The organism is Pontibacter sp. MBLB2868, assembly GCF_051904785.1.
Classification (GTDB): Bacteria; Bacteroidota; Bacteroidia; order Cytophagales; family Hymenobacteraceae; genus Pontibacter.
Window position 1 is genome coordinate 2,101,011 of record NZ_CP196710.1, and the last position, 18,759, is coordinate 2,119,769.

Below are 18,759 nucleotides of genomic sequence, written 5' to 3' on the forward strand. Positions count from 1 at the left end.
ACATCTAAAGCTATGTCGCAATACAATTTAAACTGGATACTGTTTTTGCCTTTTTTGGCCGGAATTGCTGTCTCCACCCAAACAGCTTTGAACGGGCAACTAAGAGTAGCTGTCGGAAGTCCTTTAGTAGCCGCTTTTATTTCTTTTAGTGTAGGTACGCTCGTGCTCGGGTTACTGATACTGGCAACAAAACAGGAATTACCGGCACCCAATCAGCTGGGCGGAATAGAATGGTATAAGTTTATGGGAGGCTTACTGGGTGCTTTCTTTATCACCAGTGTAATTATATCTGTGCAGCGCTTAAGTGTTGCAAACCTGTTAGCAATGGTAGTAGCAGGTCAGCTAATAATTGCGCTTGTTTATGATCATTTCGGAGTACTTGGAATTAAGCAAAGCCCTATTACCCTGACGCGTTTTGCCGGTGCAGTTGCTTTGATCCTTGGGGCCTACCTGATCAACAAAAAGTAATTCAGTTATTATACACCTATTTTATGTGTTGTAATATCAGGGATTGTAAGTAGTCTTGTTATCGGGCCTAACAAGTAGCCAGACTAAAAGCCCTAAAGGCCATGCTAAAAAGGCTACCACTATGGCTACTAACCACCCCGGTTTTCCTCGCTTCACCGCATCGTTATAGGACCAGATTATACTCCAGATATAGATCACCAGCAGTATAAGCCCCAGTATCATTCCAATTATTCCAAGTCCAAGAAAAAAATCTCCAACAGGCTCTTCCATAGTTTTTGCATATCGGTTTATAAAGTACTTTTAACGGCACTTAGCGCAAAGAGGTTGATTATCAAACAAGTGCCGTCACCAGCGGCAAGCATTCCCAAACCTAGAACCTTATAAGTCAGAATCCAGACTTATTCAACTTCATTCGGCGTGTTCCCCACTATCATATCCAGCACCAGCCCGGACCAGGTAAAGTCGTTCGCACCATGTCCCTGGCCGGTAAACGGATCATAGTATTCCCGAAAGCCACTCTGGGTAATAAGCTTTTTTACACTTGTCAATAGTAAATTGGCTTCCTCCTTATACCCCTTGCGAAGCAGGAACCGGTGAATGAACCAATTAAACACCACCCAGGTTGGACCACGCCAAATGTACACCGATTCATCCGGGTTAAAGGCAGCTTCCTGAACAGAAAGCGAAGGTATAGGATAAGGTACATGAAACCCGTTTTTGTGTAGCAAATGGCGTTGCAGAACAGCTTCACTGACTTTGATGGGTATATTGGGCAGAACTACCGGAAAGAAAATGGTTGCCGCGGCAATTCGTAACTGTTCCATTCTATGCCCCGCCAGATCGTAGAAAGCTTCATCCTCGGAGTTGTACATATATTTGAGAATGCTCTCGCAACACTGATCAGATCTCACTTTAAATTCTTCAGCATCCGGATCACCTGTAAGGGAACACAGCTCCGAAAGGGCCTGCAGGTTTTGGGCATATATGGTGTTAAAAGCCACGTCCTTCACAATAAAATTGTCCTGCCGATAGATGCTTTCAAGGTCATAGCCGCACCGGAAGTTGCCCATTTCCAACCACAACACTTTAAGGAACAGACGCCAGTCTCCCTTGCCCCTCTTAAAGCCCAGCACAGGGTCAAAACTAGCTTTCCAATCCATGCCAGATTCATAAGGCGAAATAATAGAAAGCAGCCCCTCTCCTTCAAAATTACGGTTTTGGTGTAGCCAGTTGTAGTATGCCTTTAGTTTCGGCAGCATTTCCCTGACAAAGTCAATATCTTTTGTATGCTGGTAGATCCGTTGAACCGCCTCGGCCACCAGCGGCGGCTGCACCAGTGCCGTCATGTGTGGTTTAGTGAGTCTTAATACTGATGTTGGCTTTAGCTGGAAAAAGTCGGTCAGGCGCGCCGGGAAGGGGTGTTTCCAGTAAATAATGTGCCCAATGAAACCATCTTGTTCCTGTAGCAGGAAAAGGCTGCGGATATGTTTCTTGGCCATGTCATGCTCCCCAAGCGCAGTAAGGACGTGTACATGAAAGCAGGTATCCCAGAAGTACTGAAAAGGATAAGTGCCGGGAGAGGGTTTTGTATAATGGAAGGTATAACGTCCATTATGCCCCTCAACCATGTTATCATAAAGTATCCGGCGTACCTGCTCAGTTATCTGTTCATCTGTGAGTAATGGCTCTGTAATTTTATTTTTACTTGATGTATTCATCCCAGGTGCCATAGTCTTGTGTTTTAGGCCCTAATGGTATGGCAAGTGCTGCAATAGCCAATCCAACCACTACGCCGGTAATACTAAGACCTGTAGGAACGTTCGTTAAAAACCAGGGACCAACTGCCACGGCAAGTCCAAGTAGAATGTTGAGAAAACGGCCAATGCGCATTGGTTCTCCCATACAGATCACAGACACCACTACAACCAGCGAACCTGACAAATGGAAAATATCAGCCACTGTTTCCTGGATACCTACTCCAAAAATTCCCGGGGCACATACCAGGCCTACTCCTAATAACATGGATACAGCTAATGTCCAGGGAAAGCTCATACCCCAGACAGAGGCTGCGAATACTTTGCCCGGTTGCTCTGGCAGGTTGATCAGGTCAGTGGCATACTCCTCTTTTTCACCGCCTCCTATAGTGCCTCCTTTCCAGAACAGTTTCCAGAAACTTTCCCCCTTCTTCATTTTCTTTTTAACGAACTGCAGCATCGCGATCACTTCATCCACTTCCAGCGGAATCATGGGCAGCATAATGGCTGCGGCTAACAGGCAGAAGGTACACCAGGCGCCCACTACCACTGGCTGAGAGATCACCAGGAAGATATGGACCAACCCCAGCGGAATCACCAGAATACCGAAAATTGCTACCATCCAGGGCATGGTGCGCCAGCGGGAAGGACTACCCATCCAACCCATCAGAAATTCAAATGTATACGCTAAGGCTCCCAGTCCCGCATCAGATATCGGTAATGAATGCGACATGCTGGAGTTTAACACCTGTTCCGTCTGGCCGCCAAAAAACGGGTCCCACACCGAATCTATATACCCTAGCTGAAACGCAGCCAAATAACGCGACACTACCCAACCCGCAAAACCGAGTACCATCATGATCCAGCGTTGTGGCCAGCTCGATGGGTTGTACGTCCATCCTGGGGGAACTTTCGGGCCCATTTCCATATACATGATCATGTTAGGCATGCCCGGTATAAGTATGGTTAAGGCTATTATTAAAGCACCTACCATGGTATCATTCAGGTAAGCCACCGCTGTCGGAGACCAGAAAAGCAGTGGAGCCATGGTAAGCCAGATTCCGAGAAAGCAACAGATCCAGAGGCTGATGGGCCTGTTAGGGGTAAGGCCGCGCCAGCCAAAGAAAACCAGAAGTGCACCGGAGATGATATCACTCCACTTCATGAACGAAATGCGCTGTTCCAGCGAAAGCCATACTTCCCTTCCGCCCGAAGGTGCCACAATGCCGATATCGTAATTAAAAGTAAGCGGCGAAAGCATTACCCAGGCACCAAGCAGTATAATGAGCCAGTAGATCCAGAGCGTTTGCATGTGGTGCATGTGCAGCATTTTCTTGCGCTGCTCCGGGTCCATTTTCATTTTACTTTGCCCGTCATCATTTTTCATTTTTTCATGATGTTGCCGTATTTGTTTCTCTGCCATAGGCCTGGTAACGCCACGCATTCCCATACCACCCTCCTGTTTCCCATCATTCATATGCTCTTTATGCTGATCATCTTTCATAGCTGTGTCAGGTATTTTTTGGTTGTTTGGATATACGCAGCTATGAACTGAAGGATAATTTAGTGCTGAATCGCCCCCTGTATCTGTTTTCTGTTTACGCGCACTAACAACAGCCTGCCGGGTACGTATTCTTTCAGAAGTGATAGGTACAGCTAAACCGAAAGAGGAAAACAAACTATGTCGTTAAAAGATACATTCCGAAAAGTCAAAGAAGAAGTTAAGAAGGAAGTGAAGGTGCTTAAGGGAGAGGAAACTAAGAACAAGATTCACTCGCAGGAACATGAATACCCGAATGAAGCCACTGCTATAAAAGAATACGAAAAATCGAAACAGAAACTGTTCGACATTAACCTTTGGTCGCACCTGGAAGGGATCAACTCCACTTTTGAGTTATACGATCAACGTGGCCGCAAAACCGATGCAATAAAACCAGAAGTAGGCTATTTTATCAAGATCATTCTTCCGGGAAGTGGCATAGAAAATTGGGTACAGCTCACGGACATTCATGTGGAGGAAAACCTGGCCGAGTTTACCGTGCACCCCAGCGAGAAACCAGATGAACGCAACGACGGAGAAAAGGTGATCAAGCATTTCTTTATCAAAGAAGCCAGCAGCACATTCAGGGTAGAACGTCGTGGTAAAAAGCTTATCGGGTATGAGATTGGCTTGAACGAAGGCATTAACAACCAGGGAGAGGAAGCCGGTGACCGTGCCCTACTCAATACCCTAACGGCAGAGGGCGGCTGGGCCGGTGTACAGGCTCTACAATGGAATAAATTGGTTTACTATTTTGTGCACCCTGAAGAAGCCAGGTGGCTCGACAATAAATAAGTATTATCAAATAACAGCTTTAAAAGCAGCCACTACAGAAATAGCGGCTGCTTTTTTATGTATAAAGCGTTCCGAGCATCAGCAGCAGCAGCAGCAGCAACCATATGCGACTCACATCGTTGCAAATAATACAGGTATGTATCACCAAGTATATCAAAACTTTACAAAAATATACCTATATAAAAATGTTTAAACAGAGTTTATAACCTTTCACATAAAACTATGAGCAAACAAGTTGGCGACTTTCTTATTGAACGAGTTAAAGAATGGGGCATTAACCGCATCTTCGGCTTTCCGGGTGACGGCATAAACGGCTTGATGGGTGCCTTACGGCGCGCAGAGGACCAAGTGGACTTTATACAGGTTCGTCATGAGGAAATGGCAGCCTTTATGGCCTGTGCACATGCCAAATTCACAGGAGAGGTGGGCATGTGTATTGCCACATCTGGTCCGGGAGCTATTCACCTTTTAAACGGTTTATATGATGCTAAAAAAGACCATCAGCCGGTAGTGGCCATTGTGGGGCAGCAGGCGCGTATGGCCCTGGGCGGTGATTACCAGCAGGAAATTGACCTGATCTCACTTTATAAAGATGTAGCCGGGGAGTATGTGCACATGATAACGGTGCCAGAACAGGCTCGCCAGGTGATAGACCGCGCCATCCGGATCGCCAAAGCCAAACGCTGCGTTACCTGTGTGATCGTACCGAATGATGTGCAGGAACTGGATGCTGTAGAACAGGCGCCACGTAAGCATGGAAGTGTACACACAGGCGTGGGGCACGCCCTCACCAACCAGGTGCCACCTATGGAGGCACTGCAGCAGGCAGCTAACGTGCTGAATGAAGGGAAAAAAGTTTCTATCCTGATAGGTGCCGGAGCCCTGGGAGCAGCCGAAGAAGTAAAACAAGTAGCAGATCTATTAGGAGCAGGCGTGGCGAAAGCACTGCTTGGCAAAGCAGCCCTGGATGACCGGTTGCCATACGTTACCGGCTCCATTGGTTTATTAGGCACTGAGCCCAGTTGGGAAATGATGATTGACTGCGACACCTTTTTAATGATTGGCAGCAGCTTTCCGTACTCTGAATTCCTGCCCAAAGAAGGCGAAGCCCGCGGTGTACAAATTGACATAGATGGCCGTATGCTGAGCCTGCGCTACCCGATGGAAGTAAACCTGTTAGGTGATACCAAAGCAACCTTACAGGCCCTTATCCCACTCCTGAAGCGCAAGGAAGACCGGACCTGGCGTGAGACAATAGAGAAAAATGTGCGTGACTGGTGGGAAGTGATAGAGGCCCGCGCCAAAAACGAAGCAAATCCGATCAACCCGCAACTGGTGTTCTCTGAGCTCTCCCCGCGCCTGCCGGAAAACTGCATCATCACCTCCGACTCTGGCTCCTGCGCCAACTGGTTTGCACGCAACTTAAAAGTGCGGGAAGGTATGATGGCCTCGCTATCTGGTAACCTGGCCACCATGTGCCCCGGCGTACCCTATGCCATTGCCGCCAAATTTGCTTATCCCGAACGTGTAACCATTGCCCTGGTAGGCGACGGCGCCATGCAAATGCTTGGTGTGAACGGGTTGATCACAATTGCCAAATACTGGAAGCGCTGGAGCAACCCGAAACTAGTGATCATGGTGCTCAAGAACCTTGACCTGAACCAGGTAACCTGGGAGCAGCGTGTGATGGTAGGCGACCCTGAATTTACGACCTCACAGGATGTGCCTGATTTCCCTTACGCCCAGTATGCCGAGATGCTTGGCCTGAAAGGGGTGAAAGTAGAAAAGCCTGAAGATATTGGCAGTGGCTGGGATGCAGTGTTAGGAGCAGACAGACCAGCTATTCTGGAAGTGCACACCGATCCGAATGTGCCGACGCTACCGCCGCATATTACTTTTGAGCAGACTGTGAAGTTCAGCAAGATGCTTATCAAAGGTGATCCACACGAGATCGGCATCATCAAACAAACATTTAAAGACCTGGTGGAGGAAGTACTGCCGCACTAACCTGATAAAGCACATGACTAGATAACCTGTTCCTATGCCATCCGCTACAGATGTCATTACGGATTTAAAAACTGCAGCCTATACTGTTCCGACGGATAGCCTGGAATCAGATGGTACGCTGCAGTGGTCTAGCACAACTATGGTGCTGGTTGAAGTAGAAGCGATGGGCACAAAAGGCATCGGCTATACTTACGCCGATGCCTCTCTCACCTATTTTATCCAAAAAACCCTAAAACAGCATGTAGTAGGACAGAACCCGCTGGATATTCCCGGTTTGTGGGAAGCCATGCTGGTGGCAATTCGTAATGAAGGCAGTTGCGGCATGGCTATGATGGCAGCGTCGGCAGTTGATAATGCCCTCTGGGACCTGAAAGCAAAAATCCTGGACCTGCCATTGGCAAAGCTTTTAGGTGCGGCAAAATCAGAAGCGTTACTCTATGGCAGTGGTGGTTTCACCTCCTATACTATCGAAAAGCTGCAGCAGCAGTTAGGCGGATGGGCAGATAAGGGCTTTCAGCATGTAAAAATGAAGATCGGACGCGATGCACAGGCGGACGTGGAGCGGGTAAAAGCGGCCCGTGAAAGTATAGGCGACGACGTGCAACTTTTTGTAGATGCCAATGGGGCATATGATGCTAAAACAGCTATCAAACAAGCGCACAGTTTTGCTGAAGAAGGTGTTACCTGGTTTGAAGAGCCGGTAACCTCTGACGATCTTATTGGTCTATACTTTATCCGGGAACATGTACCGCCAGCTATCCAGGTGGCTGCTGGTGAGTACGGCTACAATATCAGCTATTTTAACCAAATGCTGCAACAGCAGGCCGTAGACGTATTGCAGGCCGATGCCACCCGCTGCGGAGGAATAACAGGATTTTTAAAAGCAGGCTACCTGTGCGAGGCACATCATCTCCCCTTTTCCTTCCATTGTGCGCCTGCCCTGCACCTACACCCCTGCCTGGCCCTCCAAAACTTCTACATCGGGGAATACTTTTACGACCACGCCCGCATCGAGAACATGTTCTTCGATGGAGTACAGCAGCCGCAAAATGGCAGGTTCACACCTGATCTTTCCAGGCCAGGCCTGGGATTGGAGTTCAAGCATCAAGACGCGGCAAAGTATAAGGTTAACTAATCTTTAAGCTATGAAAAGATGATCATCACTGAAAAACATACCCATACACAAGAAGAAATAGATATTGAATCGTTAACAGCTGAGCTAAAATCTTCCATAAATGGGGAGGTCCGTTTCGACGTCGGAAGCCGCGCCACCTACTCCACAGATGCCTCAAATTACCGACAGGTGCCGATTGGGGTGGTACTGCCCAAAACAGAAGAAGATGTAAAGCAGACAGTCGCCATCTGCCACAAGTATAACGTGCCTTTGCTCTCCCGGGGAGGTGGCACCAGCCTGGCCGGGCAGTGCTGCAACGTGGCCGTGGTAATGGACCTTTCGAAGTATTATAACAGGTTGCTGGCGGTTGAGCCTGACAAGAAACTGGCGCGCGTGCAACCAGGCATTGTGCTGGACGAAGTGCGAAACCAGACACAGAAACACTGCCTTACCTTTGGCCCTGACCCTGCCACTCATAACCACTGTACCATTGGTGGCATGATGGGAAACAACTCCTGCGGGGTTCATTCTGTAATGTCCTCGTTGGAAGGGAATGGTGCCCGCACCTCCGACAATATAGAACGCATTAAAATTCTTACCTATGATGGCCTTGTGCTCGATGTTGGGCCGACAAGTGACCAAGAACTGGAGCAAATTATTACCGAAGGTGGGCGTAAAGGGGAAATTTACCGTAAGCTACGCGACCTGCGGGACAGGTACGCTGACCTGATACGGGAGAAGTTTCCGGACATACCAAGACGCGTATCAGGGTATAACCTGGATGAGCTGCTTCCTGAAAAAGGCTTTAACGTAGCCCGGGCGCTGGTTGGCACGGAAGGCACCTGCGTCACCTTTCTGGAGGCCACGCTGCAGCTAATCCATAACCCGAATAATCGTGCCCTGTTAGTACTGGGCTACCCTGACATGCCTACCGCAGGTCATCATGCCCCGGAAATTATGAAACATAAGCCCATTGCCCTGGAGGGGATGGACGAACAACTGATCACCTACATGCGGGAACGGGGCCTGGATATTGACGACCTTTCACTCCTCCCGGATGGGCACGGCTGGTTGATGGCAGAGTTTGGCGGCGATACGCAGGAAGATGCCGATAACAGGGCCAAAGAGGTGATGGACTACCTGAAAAAGCAGGAGGACCCACCCACCATGAGCTTCTTTGATAAAAAGGAGCAGGAGCATAAGCTTTGGGAAGTACGTGAGGCTGGTTTAGGGGCCACTGCCTTTGTATCGTTTATGGATGACACCTGGCCCGGCTGGGAAGACTCGTCGGTACCTCCCGAAAAAGTGGGCGATTACCTGATCGGTCTGAAAAAGCTGTTCGATAAGTACGACTATCATGCCGCTCTTTACGGCCACTTCGGCCAGGGCTGCATTCACTGCCGCATTGATTTCGACCTGTATACCCAACCAGGTATCGAGAAGTATAAACGCTTTACCGAAGAGGCAGCCCATATGGTAGTTGCCTTCGGCGGTTCCCTTTCCGGAGAGCACGGCGACGGCCAGGCACGGGGCGATTTGCTGGAGATCATGTATGGCAAGGAACTGGTGCAGGCTTTCCGTGAATTTAAGGAGATCTGGGACCCAGAATGGAAAATGAATCCGGGAAAGATCGTGGAGCCCTACGACCAGAAAGAAAATCTGCGACTAGGCAGTGATTACAGCCCTTACGAGCCTGAGACACACTTCCAGTTCCCAAACGATGAAGGACGGTTCTCAAGAGCCGTGCTTCGTTGCGTGGGCGTTGGCCAGTGCCGCCGCCATGAGGGCGGCACCATGTGCCCTAGTTATATGGTAACCCATGAGGAGGAGCATGCCACACGAGGCCGTGCCAGATTGCTTTTCGAGATGCTACAAGGCAAGGAACTGGACAGCGGCTGGAAAAGCGAGAGTGTAAAAGAGGCTTTGGACCTGTGCCTTGCCTGCAAAGGATGCAAAGGCGATTGCCCCGTGCATGTGGATATGGCCACCTATAAGTCAGAGTTCCTGTCACACTACTACGAGGGAAGGTTGCGTCCCCGTTCTGCCTACGCCTTTGGCTGGATCTATTGGTGGTCGCGGCTGGCATCCCAAATGCCTGAGCTGGTTAATTTCCTGACGCAGAACCCAATTACCGGAAGTATAGCCAAACTATTGGCGGGTGTATCGCAGAAGCGTCAGATACCAAAATTTGCCGAATACACTTTCAGAGACTGGTACAGTGAGCATCATCAGCATAACAACAACAAACCACGGGTTATACTATGGGCAGATACGTTCAACAACTTCTTTAAACCAGAGACTTTGGTGGCGGGCAAAGAAGTTTTGGAAGCCGCCGGGTTTAACGTGGTAGTGCCGGAGCAAATGCTCTGCTGTGGCCGCCCGCTCTACGACTTCGGCATGCTGAAAACCGCTAAGAAACTTCTTCTGGATATCCTGGAAGCGCTCCGGGAGGATATCAGAAACGGGGTACCTGTGGTAGGTCTGGAACCAAGTTGCACCTCTGTTTTCCGGGACGAGCTTTGTAACCTGTTCCCGAGAGATGAGGATGCAAAGCGCCTGAAAAAGCAGACGTTTACCCTGGCCGAATTCCTGGAGGAGCATGCGCCGGATTTTAAAGTGCCCGAACTGAAGAAAACTGCAGTTGTACATGGTCATTGCCACCACAAGTCCATCATGCGGATGGATAAAGAAGACAAGCTGCTCTGCGATATGAAACTGGACTACCAGGTACTGGACTCCGGTTGCTGCGGTATGGCCGGCTACTTTGGTTATGAAGCCGGCAGGCACTACGAAGTAGGCTTAGCTGCCGGTGAACGTGTATTACTACCCGCCGTTAGAAAAGCAGACAAAGAAACCCTGATCGTGGCTGATGGCTTTAGCTGTCGGGAGCAGATTGAGCAAGGCACGAACCGCAAAGGCATGCATATAGCGCAGGTGCTGCAAATGGCGCTTCGGGAGCAGCAAAGCCAGAACGGCAGCACACAGGATTACCCTGAGAGAAAGTATGTGGATGCCATGCAACTCCAAGCACCGGCCGGGGTAAAGACCAGGCGTATCGCCGCCGCCGCCTGCCTCAGCTTTATCGTTTCGGCAGCTGTACTGGTCATGGATTATGTTAAGGACAGTGAACCACTGCAGTAGGAGCCGCGACTCCTAGGAAAGCCACAAGTTACAAACTTGCGGCATACTGCGCATACTGCTTAAAAGGTGAGCGGCAGCTGAATAACCAAAGCCGCTCACCTTTTATAGCATTCAACTAAACTAAAACCGATTGTTCATTTCCTGAAAAATACGGTCAATTTCCTCCCGCGAAGCTTTCCTGTTTTGATTAGAAGAACCAAAACCTACCTCCTGCTCTCCGTTGGCAATTCCTTGCATGATGGCATCGGCAAACTCATCCAAAGGGGCACCAAACGTATGCAAACCCACGCCACCCAGGTCAGTGTTCACAGCCGGCGGCACGATCTCCACCACTTTTATACTTGTGTTTCGGAGCTGGTGCCGCAGCGACATCGTGAAAGAGTGCATAGCCGCCTTGGTCGCACTGTAGATTGCTGCGAAAGACCCTGGTACAAAGGCCAGCCCCGAAGTAACATTCATGATGTAGGCATCCTGCTGTTGCTTTAGCAAAGGCATGAGCAGAGCGGACAGGTGCATAGGAGCCTCGATGTTGATAGCGATCTCCTGCTGGTGCTCCTCCCACGACTCGCCTATCTCCGAGATGGGCACCCGGCGCTGAATACCGGCGTTGTTGATGAGCACATTCAGCTTTGGAAACACCTGCTCCAGCCACTTGGCCAGTGCCACTCGCTCCGAGGCCCGCGCTACATCGCACACCCGCGTGTGCAGCTGCGGATACTGCTGCTTTGCCTCCTGCAGCTTCTCCTCTCTCCTGCCGCAAATAATCACTTCGCTGCCTGCTTGTAAAAAGCGCTCTGCCAGGGCAAAACCTATACCCGATGCTCCTCCGGTAATCAAAATCGTATTTCCTGCTAAATTCATTTCCTGTATGTTAAAATATCCTCGATTCATACTTATACCACTATCAATTGAAAATTGTGCAATGAAGCTGTTTATTATTTTGTGTGCAACTTGAACCCACCCCTAACCCCTCCGAGGAGGGGAATCTCCAGTAGGTGTATAAAATTGAATGCGCATGAACCAGCTCATAAGGGTATTATTGCTGCGCTTTCAGATACACCACCAGCGCGTGCAGTTCCTCATTCGTGAGCATGCCGCCATAAGCGGGCATATCGCTGCCGCCGTTTACGATCTGAATTTGCAACTGTTGTTCTGTCCAATTACGACCGATGGTGCTGAGTTCCGGACCAGTATGGCCGCCTTCGCCGTGCATCTGGTGGCAGTATTGGCAGCCTTTCTGGTAAAACAGGCTCATGCCGTGCGCCAGCACCGGGTCCTGAGGCTTTGCCTGCACTTCCGCGATAGGTTTTGTCTCAAACTTCGGCGACCACGGTGCCTGGAACCCGATGGTTAGTAAACTGATCATGAACACCACCACACACACTACTGCTACCACGGCCCATGGCCTGCGCTTCGGACTGCGTTCCCCTTTATTGGAGAGCAGCGGCAGCGCGATCAGGGCGGTTATGCCAAGTATAGGCCCGATGAAGATTACCCACGACTCGATCTCGGGCGGCATCAGTGCAAACAGGGCAAAGATAGCCAGCATATACCAGTCAGGCTCAGGCACGGTGTGCACCAGCGAGGGGTCCGGGGGTTGCGTGAGCTCCGGCGGACCGAAAATTACTGCCAGCGCCACAATTGCTAAAATAACCGCAGAGCCGAAAATGGCGTCTCGCCAGGCGGCATCAGGCCAGAAAGGCACGCCTTCCTTCTTTAACAGGTTCTCGTACCACTGCCTGTATGTCTTGGGGTTTACCATACGCCCGGCCTTAGGGGGCTCGGATATGCCGTTGCGCAACACCTGCTGCAAGTGGAAACCCACGAACAGGAAGATCAGGCCGGGAAAAATGAAAACGTGAAACGCGAAGAAACGGCTCAGCGACTGTGCCCCTATGGTATCACCCCCGATCAGCAGTTGCGCCAGCCAGGTACCAATAAACGGCACACGCCCCAGCTGCTCAGCTGCTACCACCGCAGACCATACGCCGTTGGAGTCCCAGCGTAGCAATTGCCCTGTAAAGCCCATCGTAATGGTAAATAGTAGCAGGAAAACGCCGCTGATCCAGCTCATTTCTCGTGGGTATTTATAGGATGCAGTGATGAAAACGCGGATCATGTGTACTCCCACCATCAGGATCATACCCGACGCCCCGAAATAATGGATACCCCGGAGCACCTTGCCCATCGTAGCCTGGTGCGTGATAAACTGTAGCGACTGGTATGCCTCTTCAGAGGAGGGTTGATACAGCAGCGCCAGCCCAATACCGGTTACAACCTGCAATAGGAAACAGAACAAAGTAGCACTGCCAAAGACGTAGCTCCATTTGGCATTCGGCGGTACGGGGTGCTTCAGCACCGGCAGGATCGTGTCGGAGAAACCGGTGCGGTCGTCGAGCCAGCGGCCCATTTTCTTGAGTTTTCCCATAGCTGTTTCAGGCCGTGATATGCGTGATCGGAAGCGGTTCTGTATGGATCTGCACCTGCCCGCGCCTTACTCTAACAGCATACTGTACCATTCTTTTAGGAGGCGGACCAGCGGCAACGGTACCATCTTTATAGTACACACCGCCGTGGCAGGGGCACATGAACAGTTCCGCACTCTGCTCCCAACGCACCGGACAACCTAAATGGGTACAGTTAACAGAGAAAGCAATAAAGTTCTTTTCATCGTCGCGACGCAGCCAGGCAGCGGAGTGTACGGTTACGCCGGCCCACGGCTTCGGGTCAGGGTTATCGTAGGTTACCAGGTTAGTGGAACCGATGGCAAAATCATGCAAGCTACCCACAGTGCGCCATGTTTGCTCAGCTTTGCCAAAAAGAGGTGAAAACAGCGCACCAAGCACGGGTATGCCTGCCGCCGCTGCGGCAACGCCTCCAAGGCCTAAACTTAGTTTCATTAAAAAACGACGGCGGTTTTCAGCGCCTGTTTCTTTTTGCTTCATGTCTTAATAGGTTTATCCAGCCAATTAAGGCGGCAACGATGATGATAAAACCGGCCACGCCAATGATCCAGCCGGCTAAAATGCCCCACCCCAGAAAGATCAGGCCCAATGCCAGGAAGAATGGGTAGTATGTTGGTTTGGGTAGCTCCTGCGGCTGCGCCTTCACCCAGTCTTCTCTTTTTATCTTCTCCTCCTGCTGCTTCATATTTTATTTCTTTTCAGTTTATAGCCGCTGTTCTCCCATTCAGGTTGCTCCTCTTTACTCGATAGCCAGGTAAGAAATAAGTATAAAGAGCCGCTCAGGTAAATAAAGCAGCAGGGCACCCACATGATCAGGCCGGCCATCTGCTGATCTACAGCAGTAGTAATGCCCCAGCCATTGCGAATAGTACTGGCAAATCCATACGGATCAGCAGCCAGGTAATGGTGGTAAATGCCCAGCGGCGCAAACGTAATGAGCAACCCCAAAAGCGAACAGGCGATGCAGGCCGTGAACAAGTATACCACCCCTGCAAGTGGGTTAATTCTATATTTTGGCAACGGCCCCAGTATCGGCCAGGCAAACAAAACTCCGGCAACCAACAAACTAAAAGTATGGAGCAGTGGCAATAGGTTGAATACGGTATGAGAGGCCGGGAAAGCAGCATCGAACACCGCCGGTATATGCCAGAACCACATCACTCCAATGCCACTCAACCACCCCAGCCAGGGCCAGCGCATCATTATTTGTGAGATAGCTTTGAATATCTTCTTTGGCTTTTGGGCCACTTGTTTGGGAAGCCCCAGCACTAACATGGGTGCGCACAGCAATAATATAACAATGTGGCTTATCATATGCGCACTGAACAGGTAGTGCATCGCCAGGAAATGGAGCGGAGAGGTCTGTACCAGCAAAAGCAGTAGCAAAGCTGCAAAGTATAATCCGGCTCCTTTTTGCAGCCTGCCACCTGAAAGCAGGAAGTATAAACCTGCCATAGCAACAAAGATGACTAACATGCCCGGGTTCAGCAACCAGTTATTCCATACTGAACCAGCCGCAGTATTTACGCCGCACAGCGGAATATCTGAGAATGATATGTCGAGCAACACTTGTCTCATAGCAGTAGCCTTGGTAAAACGTACACTACCGTAAACACCACCAGCCACACCACATCCACAAAGTGCCAGTAAATGCCTACCGTGCTTATCACTGAAGAGCCGGGTCTGTCGAAATCACCGGCGGCGGCCAGCTTAAGCACAATGCCAAGTATAATAAGGCCGATGAGTACATGCAGCCCATGAAAACCTGTGATTGTGTAAAAGCTGGTGCCAAAGGTATTTTTGCTGATGGTCAGGTTTTCGTGTAGCAGGCTCCAGTACTCTTTTCCCTGGCCGAGCAGGAACACCACACCCAACACAATGGTAGCGAACAGCCATCGCTTCAGGTGTTTCACCTCTCCTTTTCTATAGTTCTTTTCGGCACGCCAGAAGGTAAAGCTGCTCGAGAAAAGCAGCACAGAGAAAATGCCTGTTGATTTTAAGTTCAGCATCTGCCAGGCCTGGCTGTCGTACCCCGGCTCAAAGGCAAAGTATACAAAGCCGAAGAGCAGCGACAGAAAGAAGATCGCTTCAGTGCCGATTACCAGGTACATCATCAGTTTATTTTCCATGGATCATTTTCTTGTTGCCAGTAAGGATATTCCTGCTTCAGGTCGCGCAGGGGCCGGAAACTTTGCACCGGGGGTACTTCTTCAAAGTTCTGCAGCTTCGGCGGCGAGGTGGTAAGCCACTCCAACGTATAGGCATCCCAGGGATCATCAGGAGCAGGACTACCGCTTTTTATACTTTTATATAGAATATACATCAGGTATAAAATGGAGAAGCCCATGATAAACGCCCCCGCCGTGGAGATCAGGTTCAGGATAGTATAGCCGGGCAGGTCCTGATAGGTATAGACGCGGCGCGGCATGCCCATGGCACCCAAGGCGTGCTGCACCAGAAACGTCAGGTTAAAGCCGATCACGAAGAGCCAGAAAAACCATTTACCCTGCTTCTCCGGGATCATGCGCCCGCTCATTTTCGGAAACCAGTAGAAAAGCCCTGCAAAAAGGCCGAACAAACTGCCTCCTACAAACACATAATGCAGGTGCGCCACTACATAATAGGTATCAGTTAGTTGCCAGTCGATAGGTACTATGGCAAAAGAAACTCCGCTCAGGCCGCCGATGGTGAACTCCACCAGAAACGCGCAGGCAAACAGCATGGCCGTGGTAAAGCGCAGCGAGCCACCCCACATGGTGCCCAGCCAGTTGAAGATCTTCACCCCTGTCGGGATGCCGATGAGCATGCTGCTGGCGGCAAAAAAGCTGTTCACGGTAATGCCAAGGCCGGTGGCAAACATGTGGTGAATCCAGACGCCAAAGGCCAGCAACGCAATGGCAATACCCGAGGCTACCACAAAGGCATAGCCGAAAATGGGCTTACGGGAGAACACCTGGAACACCTCCGACAGCACACCAAAGGCAGGCAGAATGAGAATGTATACTTCCGGGTGGCCAAACAACCAGAACAGGTGCTGCCAGAGCAGCGACGAGCCACCCCCTACGTTATCAAAAAAATGCGCCTGCAACTGCCTGTCGAGTAGCAGCATCGCCAGCGCCGCATTCAGCGACGGAAACGAAGCCAGCACCAGGAAGGAATTGACCAGCACCATCCAAACAAACACCGGCAGCTTCCGCATACTCATACTTGGCACCCGCATCTTCAGGATCGTGACAACCAGGTTTACCGACGTACTTACCGTGCCCGTGCCGGCAAGTAGCAGGCCGATGCAGTAGTAGTCGATGCCGGGACTGGGGGAGTAAGGCCGCTGGTTGAGTGGTGCATAGTTAAACCAGCCGGCATCCGGAGCCCCACCGGCAAAAAAGCTGAAGTATAGAAGCAGTCCGCCTAAAAAGGCGATCCAGAAGCTGAAGGCATTCAGGCGCGGATAGGCCATGTCGTTGGCCCCTATCATCAGCGGCGACAGGTACACCGAAAACCCAAGTATAGCCGGCGTCATTACCAGAAAGATCATGGTGGTGCCGTGCATCGTAAAGATCTGGTTGTAGAGCTCCGGGTCCAGGAAACCATTGCGTGGCAGCGCCAGCTGCGTGCGCATCAGCAGGGCTCCTACCCCTCCCAGCAGCATAAAGAACAGCGCCATCCACAAGTACATGATACCGATCTGCTTGTGGTCTACAGATGATATCCATTGTAGCAGCCCCTGGCTGTCTTCCAGTTCTACGCCTGGCAAGGCAGTTTCAGGTTCCGGTATGTGTAGTTTCCCCATTCTTACTTCAGTCCTGAGATATAGGCCACAAGGGCATTGATAGAATCCTGTTCAAAAATAAAGCGTGGCATATGAGCTCCCGGCTTCACCGCCTGCGGATCAGAAAGCCACGCCCGCAGATTTTCTTCCGTGGTAGGCATCATGCCGGCGAGCATCACAGGTCGACTAGCGAAGTGCGTCAGGTCCGGCCCCGATTGCCCCTGCGCCACCGTACCGCGTATGGCGTGACAGTTGCCGCAGGTGGAGCGGTTAAAGATGGCTTTCCCTTTTTGCGCCAGCGCCGTAGCAGGCTCCTGCGCCGGCTGGTCTTTTTGCAACAGCCACTGCTGGTACTCGTCCCACTCCTGCGCCACCACCCGCACCCGCATCCAGGCATGCTGCGCGCCACAGAACTCACTGCATACGCCTTCGTATACACCCGGCTCTTTTATGTTAAGCCACAGGTGCGTTGTCTTGCCCGGGAACATATCCATTTTCTGCCCCAGCTCCGGTACCCACCAATCGTGGATCACATCGGAAGAGGCAAACTGTAGCAGTATCTTTTTATTCACAGGCAGGTGCACTTCGTTGGCTGTAACGGCCCCAGTTCCTGGATAGCGAGCCTCCCACCACCACTGGTGCCCCGTCACGATCACATCAGGGGTTTGCGAGGCTATTTCAGGATGAACTTCCCGCATGGTATCGACAGTCATAATAAAAAACCCGACCACCATCAAGAAGGGGATCCCGATCATCACGGCCTCTACTTTTTTATTCCCTGCGCTCTGTACCGGTTCTTCGGCCCCAGGTTTTGCCTTGAACTTTATGACTACATAAACTAACAGTGCTACCACTATCAGCAAAATGAATAATGCAGCAATGATGAAGTAGTTTGTTAGGTTTAGCAGCTTGCTCGCCTCAACAGAGGCCGGGTCGAAGATAGAAAGGGATAAAAAAACTGTTGCGTGTATAGTAAAGCCCTTTGTCATGCAATAGTTCTGTTTAATGCTTCACAAACTGGTGAGAAGTTCCTGCTGCTGCTGCTGCTTTGTTATACTTGACGAAAATGTAAAAGTTTACAAAGCCGGGAGCGGTGAGTTTATATGCATGTTTCTGCCCTGGCTATAGGCTTATTAGTCACGGTTCTTAAACAGTTTGTACAGAGATACTACAGACGAAAAATTAATAACCATACCAGTTAAGCAGTAAATACAAATCCTTTTCTGTTTTGTAGCCATATGCACCATATACTGCGCTGCGCCAGCTGCCTGCCCTAACACGATTCCTCCCATTGCTACGTCCAATAGCCTCGACTGCTTCCGGAACCTGGTGGCTGCCATGGCCAGAAACATTGTACCGGCATAGCCACCCAAACTAATCACACCATCCGGCATTCCGAAAAGCACAGCATCCTTCGAAGTGTTCACTTTATGAGTGTCAAAGATTTTAGCAGGTATGTCTGGTAACTTTTTTATGTACCCCATCTGGAAAAGGGAAATCAGGCTGAAATCAACTAAACCAACCGCTGAAAGTGCTGCAATCTCACGCCGCATCTGCGTTGCAGTGGTATCGTCCTTCCTAATTTTATCGATTACTGTAGTTTGTGATGTCATAGGCTTAATGTTTAGCTCTCGTTTACGAGCCGAATTCTAGTGCAGTTATTGATAATGTCATAGTACTCAGACTAGTACCTTAATATCTGGTGG

17 protein-coding genes are annotated in these 18,759 nt (G+C 50.3%); 5 read left to right on the forward strand and 12 right to left on the reverse strand.

The features are described 5' to 3' along the window. The first annotated feature begins 12 nt into the window (after positions 1–12). Complete coding sequence (locus ACSX1A_RS08995; RefSeq protein ID WP_439883294.1) at positions 13–468, forward strand: DMT family transporter; 456 nt, start codon at positions 13–15, stop codon at positions 466–468. Positions 469–504: 36 nt separating this feature from the next. On the opposite strand, the gene ACSX1A_RS09000 is transcribed toward ACSX1A_RS08995, so the two are convergent. From ACSX1A_RS09000 to ACSX1A_RS09010, 3 genes are all read right to left on the reverse strand, one after another. Continuing rightward, positions 505–738: a hypothetical protein gene (locus tag ACSX1A_RS09000; RefSeq protein ID WP_439883295.1), complete on the reverse strand. Its 234-nt coding sequence runs from the start codon at positions 736–738 to the stop codon at positions 505–507. A gap of 128 nt (positions 739–866) precedes the next feature. Further along, positions 867–2,198 carry an amylo-alpha-1,6-glucosidase gene (locus ACSX1A_RS09005; protein ID WP_439883296.1) on the reverse strand — a complete coding sequence of 444 codons (1,332 nt, stop codon included), beginning with the start codon at positions 2,196–2,198 and terminating at the stop codon, positions 867–869. Further along, positions 2,170–3,726, reverse strand: a complete 1,557-nt coding sequence (locus ACSX1A_RS09010) for a vitamin K epoxide reductase family protein (RefSeq protein ID WP_439883297.1) — start codon at positions 3,724–3,726, stop codon at positions 2,170–2,172. Before ACSX1A_RS09010 ends, ACSX1A_RS09005 begins: the two co-directional genes overlap by 29 nt. A 177-nt stretch (positions 3,727–3,903) precedes the next feature. Between ACSX1A_RS09010 and ACSX1A_RS09015 the strand changes: the two genes are divergently transcribed. From ACSX1A_RS09015 to ACSX1A_RS09030, 4 genes are all read left to right on the forward strand, one after another. Beyond that, on the forward strand, positions 3,904–4,557 hold the full coding sequence (locus tag ACSX1A_RS09015) for a hypothetical protein (protein WP_439883298.1): 654 nt from the start codon (positions 3,904–3,906) through the stop codon (positions 4,555–4,557). A 222-nt stretch (positions 4,558–4,779) separates the two neighbouring features. Continuing rightward, complete coding sequence (locus ACSX1A_RS09020; protein ID WP_439883299.1) at positions 4,780–6,564, forward strand: thiamine pyrophosphate-requiring protein; 1,785 nt, start codon at positions 4,780–4,782, stop codon at positions 6,562–6,564. Between the two features lie 34 nt (positions 6,565–6,598). Further along, a complete protein-coding gene (locus ACSX1A_RS09025) occupies positions 6,599–7,699 on the forward strand; it encodes an enolase C-terminal domain-like protein (RefSeq protein ID WP_439883300.1) in 1,101 nt (366 codons plus the stop codon). A gap of 18 nt (positions 7,700–7,717) precedes the next feature. After that, entirely contained in the window at positions 7,718–10,819 is a 3,102-nt protein-coding gene (locus tag ACSX1A_RS09030) for an FAD-binding and (Fe-S)-binding domain-containing protein (RefSeq protein ID WP_439883301.1), read from the forward strand. 120 nt (positions 10,820–10,939) lie between these two features. On the opposite strand, the gene ACSX1A_RS09035 is transcribed toward ACSX1A_RS09030, so the two are convergent. From ACSX1A_RS09035 to ACSX1A_RS09075, 9 genes are all read right to left on the reverse strand, one after another. Next, positions 10,940–11,680, reverse strand: a complete 741-nt coding sequence (locus tag ACSX1A_RS09035; protein WP_439883302.1) for an SDR family oxidoreductase — start codon at positions 11,678–11,680, stop codon at positions 10,940–10,942. 175 nt (positions 11,681–11,855) lie between these two features. Further along, on the reverse strand, positions 11,856–13,178 hold the full coding sequence (locus ACSX1A_RS09040) for a cytochrome b N-terminal domain-containing protein (protein ID WP_439883303.1): 1,323 nt from the start codon (positions 13,176–13,178) through the stop codon (positions 11,856–11,858). 76 nt (positions 13,179–13,254) lie between these two features. After that, positions 13,255–13,764 carry a ubiquinol-cytochrome c reductase iron-sulfur subunit gene (locus ACSX1A_RS09045; RefSeq protein WP_439883304.1) on the reverse strand — a complete coding sequence of 170 codons (510 nt, stop codon included), beginning with the start codon at positions 13,762–13,764 and terminating at the stop codon, positions 13,255–13,257. After that, positions 13,739–13,969 carry a cytochrome c oxidase subunit 4 gene (locus ACSX1A_RS09050; RefSeq protein ID WP_439883305.1) on the reverse strand — a complete coding sequence of 77 codons (231 nt, stop codon included), beginning with the start codon at positions 13,967–13,969 and terminating at the stop codon, positions 13,739–13,741. The genes ACSX1A_RS09045 and ACSX1A_RS09050 overlap by 26 nt, the downstream gene beginning before the upstream one ends. Beyond that, a complete protein-coding gene (locus ACSX1A_RS09055) occupies positions 13,966–14,862 on the reverse strand; it encodes a cytochrome c oxidase assembly protein (protein WP_439883306.1) in 897 nt (298 codons plus the stop codon). The genes ACSX1A_RS09050 and ACSX1A_RS09055 overlap by 4 nt, the downstream gene beginning before the upstream one ends. Then, positions 14,859–15,413 (reverse strand): cytochrome c oxidase subunit 3, encoded by a 555-nt coding sequence (locus ACSX1A_RS09060; protein ID WP_439883307.1) that lies wholly within the window; start codon positions 15,411–15,413, stop codon positions 14,859–14,861. The genes ACSX1A_RS09055 and ACSX1A_RS09060 overlap by 4 nt, the downstream gene beginning before the upstream one ends. Continuing rightward, a complete protein-coding gene (ctaD, locus tag ACSX1A_RS09065; RefSeq protein ID WP_439883308.1) occupies positions 15,398–17,074 on the reverse strand; it encodes a cytochrome c oxidase subunit I in 1,677 nt (558 codons plus the stop codon). The genes ACSX1A_RS09060 and ctaD overlap by 16 nt, the downstream gene beginning before the upstream one ends. A gap of 2 nt (positions 17,075–17,076) precedes the next feature. Beyond that, positions 17,077–18,042: a cytochrome c oxidase subunit II gene (gene coxB / locus ACSX1A_RS09070; protein WP_439883309.1), complete on the reverse strand. Its 966-nt coding sequence runs from the start codon at positions 18,040–18,042 to the stop codon at positions 17,077–17,079. Between the two features lie 144 nt (positions 18,043–18,186). Continuing rightward, positions 18,187–18,666, reverse strand: a complete 480-nt coding sequence (locus ACSX1A_RS09075) for a vitamin K epoxide reductase family protein (RefSeq protein ID WP_439883310.1) — start codon at positions 18,664–18,666, stop codon at positions 18,187–18,189. Positions 18,667–18,759: the final 93 nt, after the last annotated feature.

What these genes read in the sequence shown, in the direction of transcription:
- ACSX1A_RS08995 (WP_439883294.1), top strand. Translation starts at nt 13, where the DNA reads ATGTCGCAATACAATTTAAACTGGATACTGTTTTTGCCTTTTTTGGCC.
- ACSX1A_RS09000 (WP_439883295.1), bottom strand. Translation starts at nt 738, where the DNA reads ATGGAAGAGCCTGTTGGAGATTTTTTTCTTGGACTTGGAATAATTGGA.
- ACSX1A_RS09005 (WP_439883296.1), bottom strand. Translation starts at nt 2,198, where the DNA reads ATGGCACCTGGGATGAATACATCAAGTAAAAATAAAATTACAGAGCCA.
- ACSX1A_RS09010 (WP_439883297.1), bottom strand. Translation starts at nt 3,726, where the DNA reads ATGAAAGATGATCAGCATAAAGAGCATATGAATGATGGGAAACAGGAG.
- ACSX1A_RS09015 (WP_439883298.1), top strand. Translation starts at nt 3,904, where the DNA reads ATGTCGTTAAAAGATACATTCCGAAAAGTCAAAGAAGAAGTTAAGAAG.
- ACSX1A_RS09020 (WP_439883299.1), top strand. Translation starts at nt 4,780, where the DNA reads ATGAGCAAACAAGTTGGCGACTTTCTTATTGAACGAGTTAAAGAATGG.
- ACSX1A_RS09025 (WP_439883300.1), top strand. Translation starts at nt 6,599, where the DNA reads ATGCCATCCGCTACAGATGTCATTACGGATTTAAAAACTGCAGCCTAT.
- ACSX1A_RS09030 (WP_439883301.1), top strand. Translation starts at nt 7,718, where the DNA reads ATGATCATCACTGAAAAACATACCCATACACAAGAAGAAATAGATATT.
- ACSX1A_RS09035 (WP_439883302.1), bottom strand. Translation starts at nt 11,680, where the DNA reads ATGAATTTAGCAGGAAATACGATTTTGATTACCGGAGGAGCATCGGGT.
- ACSX1A_RS09045 (WP_439883304.1), bottom strand. Translation starts at nt 13,764, where the DNA reads ATGAAGCAAAAAGAAACAGGCGCTGAAAACCGCCGTCGTTTTTTAATG.
- ACSX1A_RS09050 (WP_439883305.1), bottom strand. Translation starts at nt 13,969, where the DNA reads ATGAAGCAGCAGGAGGAGAAGATAAAAAGAGAAGACTGGGTGAAGGCG.
- ACSX1A_RS09055 (WP_439883306.1), bottom strand. Translation starts at nt 14,862, where the DNA reads ATGAGACAAGTGTTGCTCGACATATCATTCTCAGATATTCCGCTGTGC.
- ACSX1A_RS09060 (WP_439883307.1), bottom strand. Translation starts at nt 15,413, where the DNA reads ATGGAAAATAAACTGATGATGTACCTGGTAATCGGCACTGAAGCGATC.
- ctaD (WP_439883308.1), bottom strand. Translation starts at nt 17,074, where the DNA reads ATGGGGAAACTACACATACCGGAACCTGAAACTGCCTTGCCAGGCGTA.
- coxB (WP_439883309.1), bottom strand. Translation starts at nt 18,042, where the DNA reads ATGACAAAGGGCTTTACTATACACGCAACAGTTTTTTTATCCCTTTCT.
- ACSX1A_RS09075 (WP_439883310.1), bottom strand. Translation starts at nt 18,666, where the DNA reads ATGACATCACAAACTACAGTAATCGATAAAATTAGGAAGGACGATACC.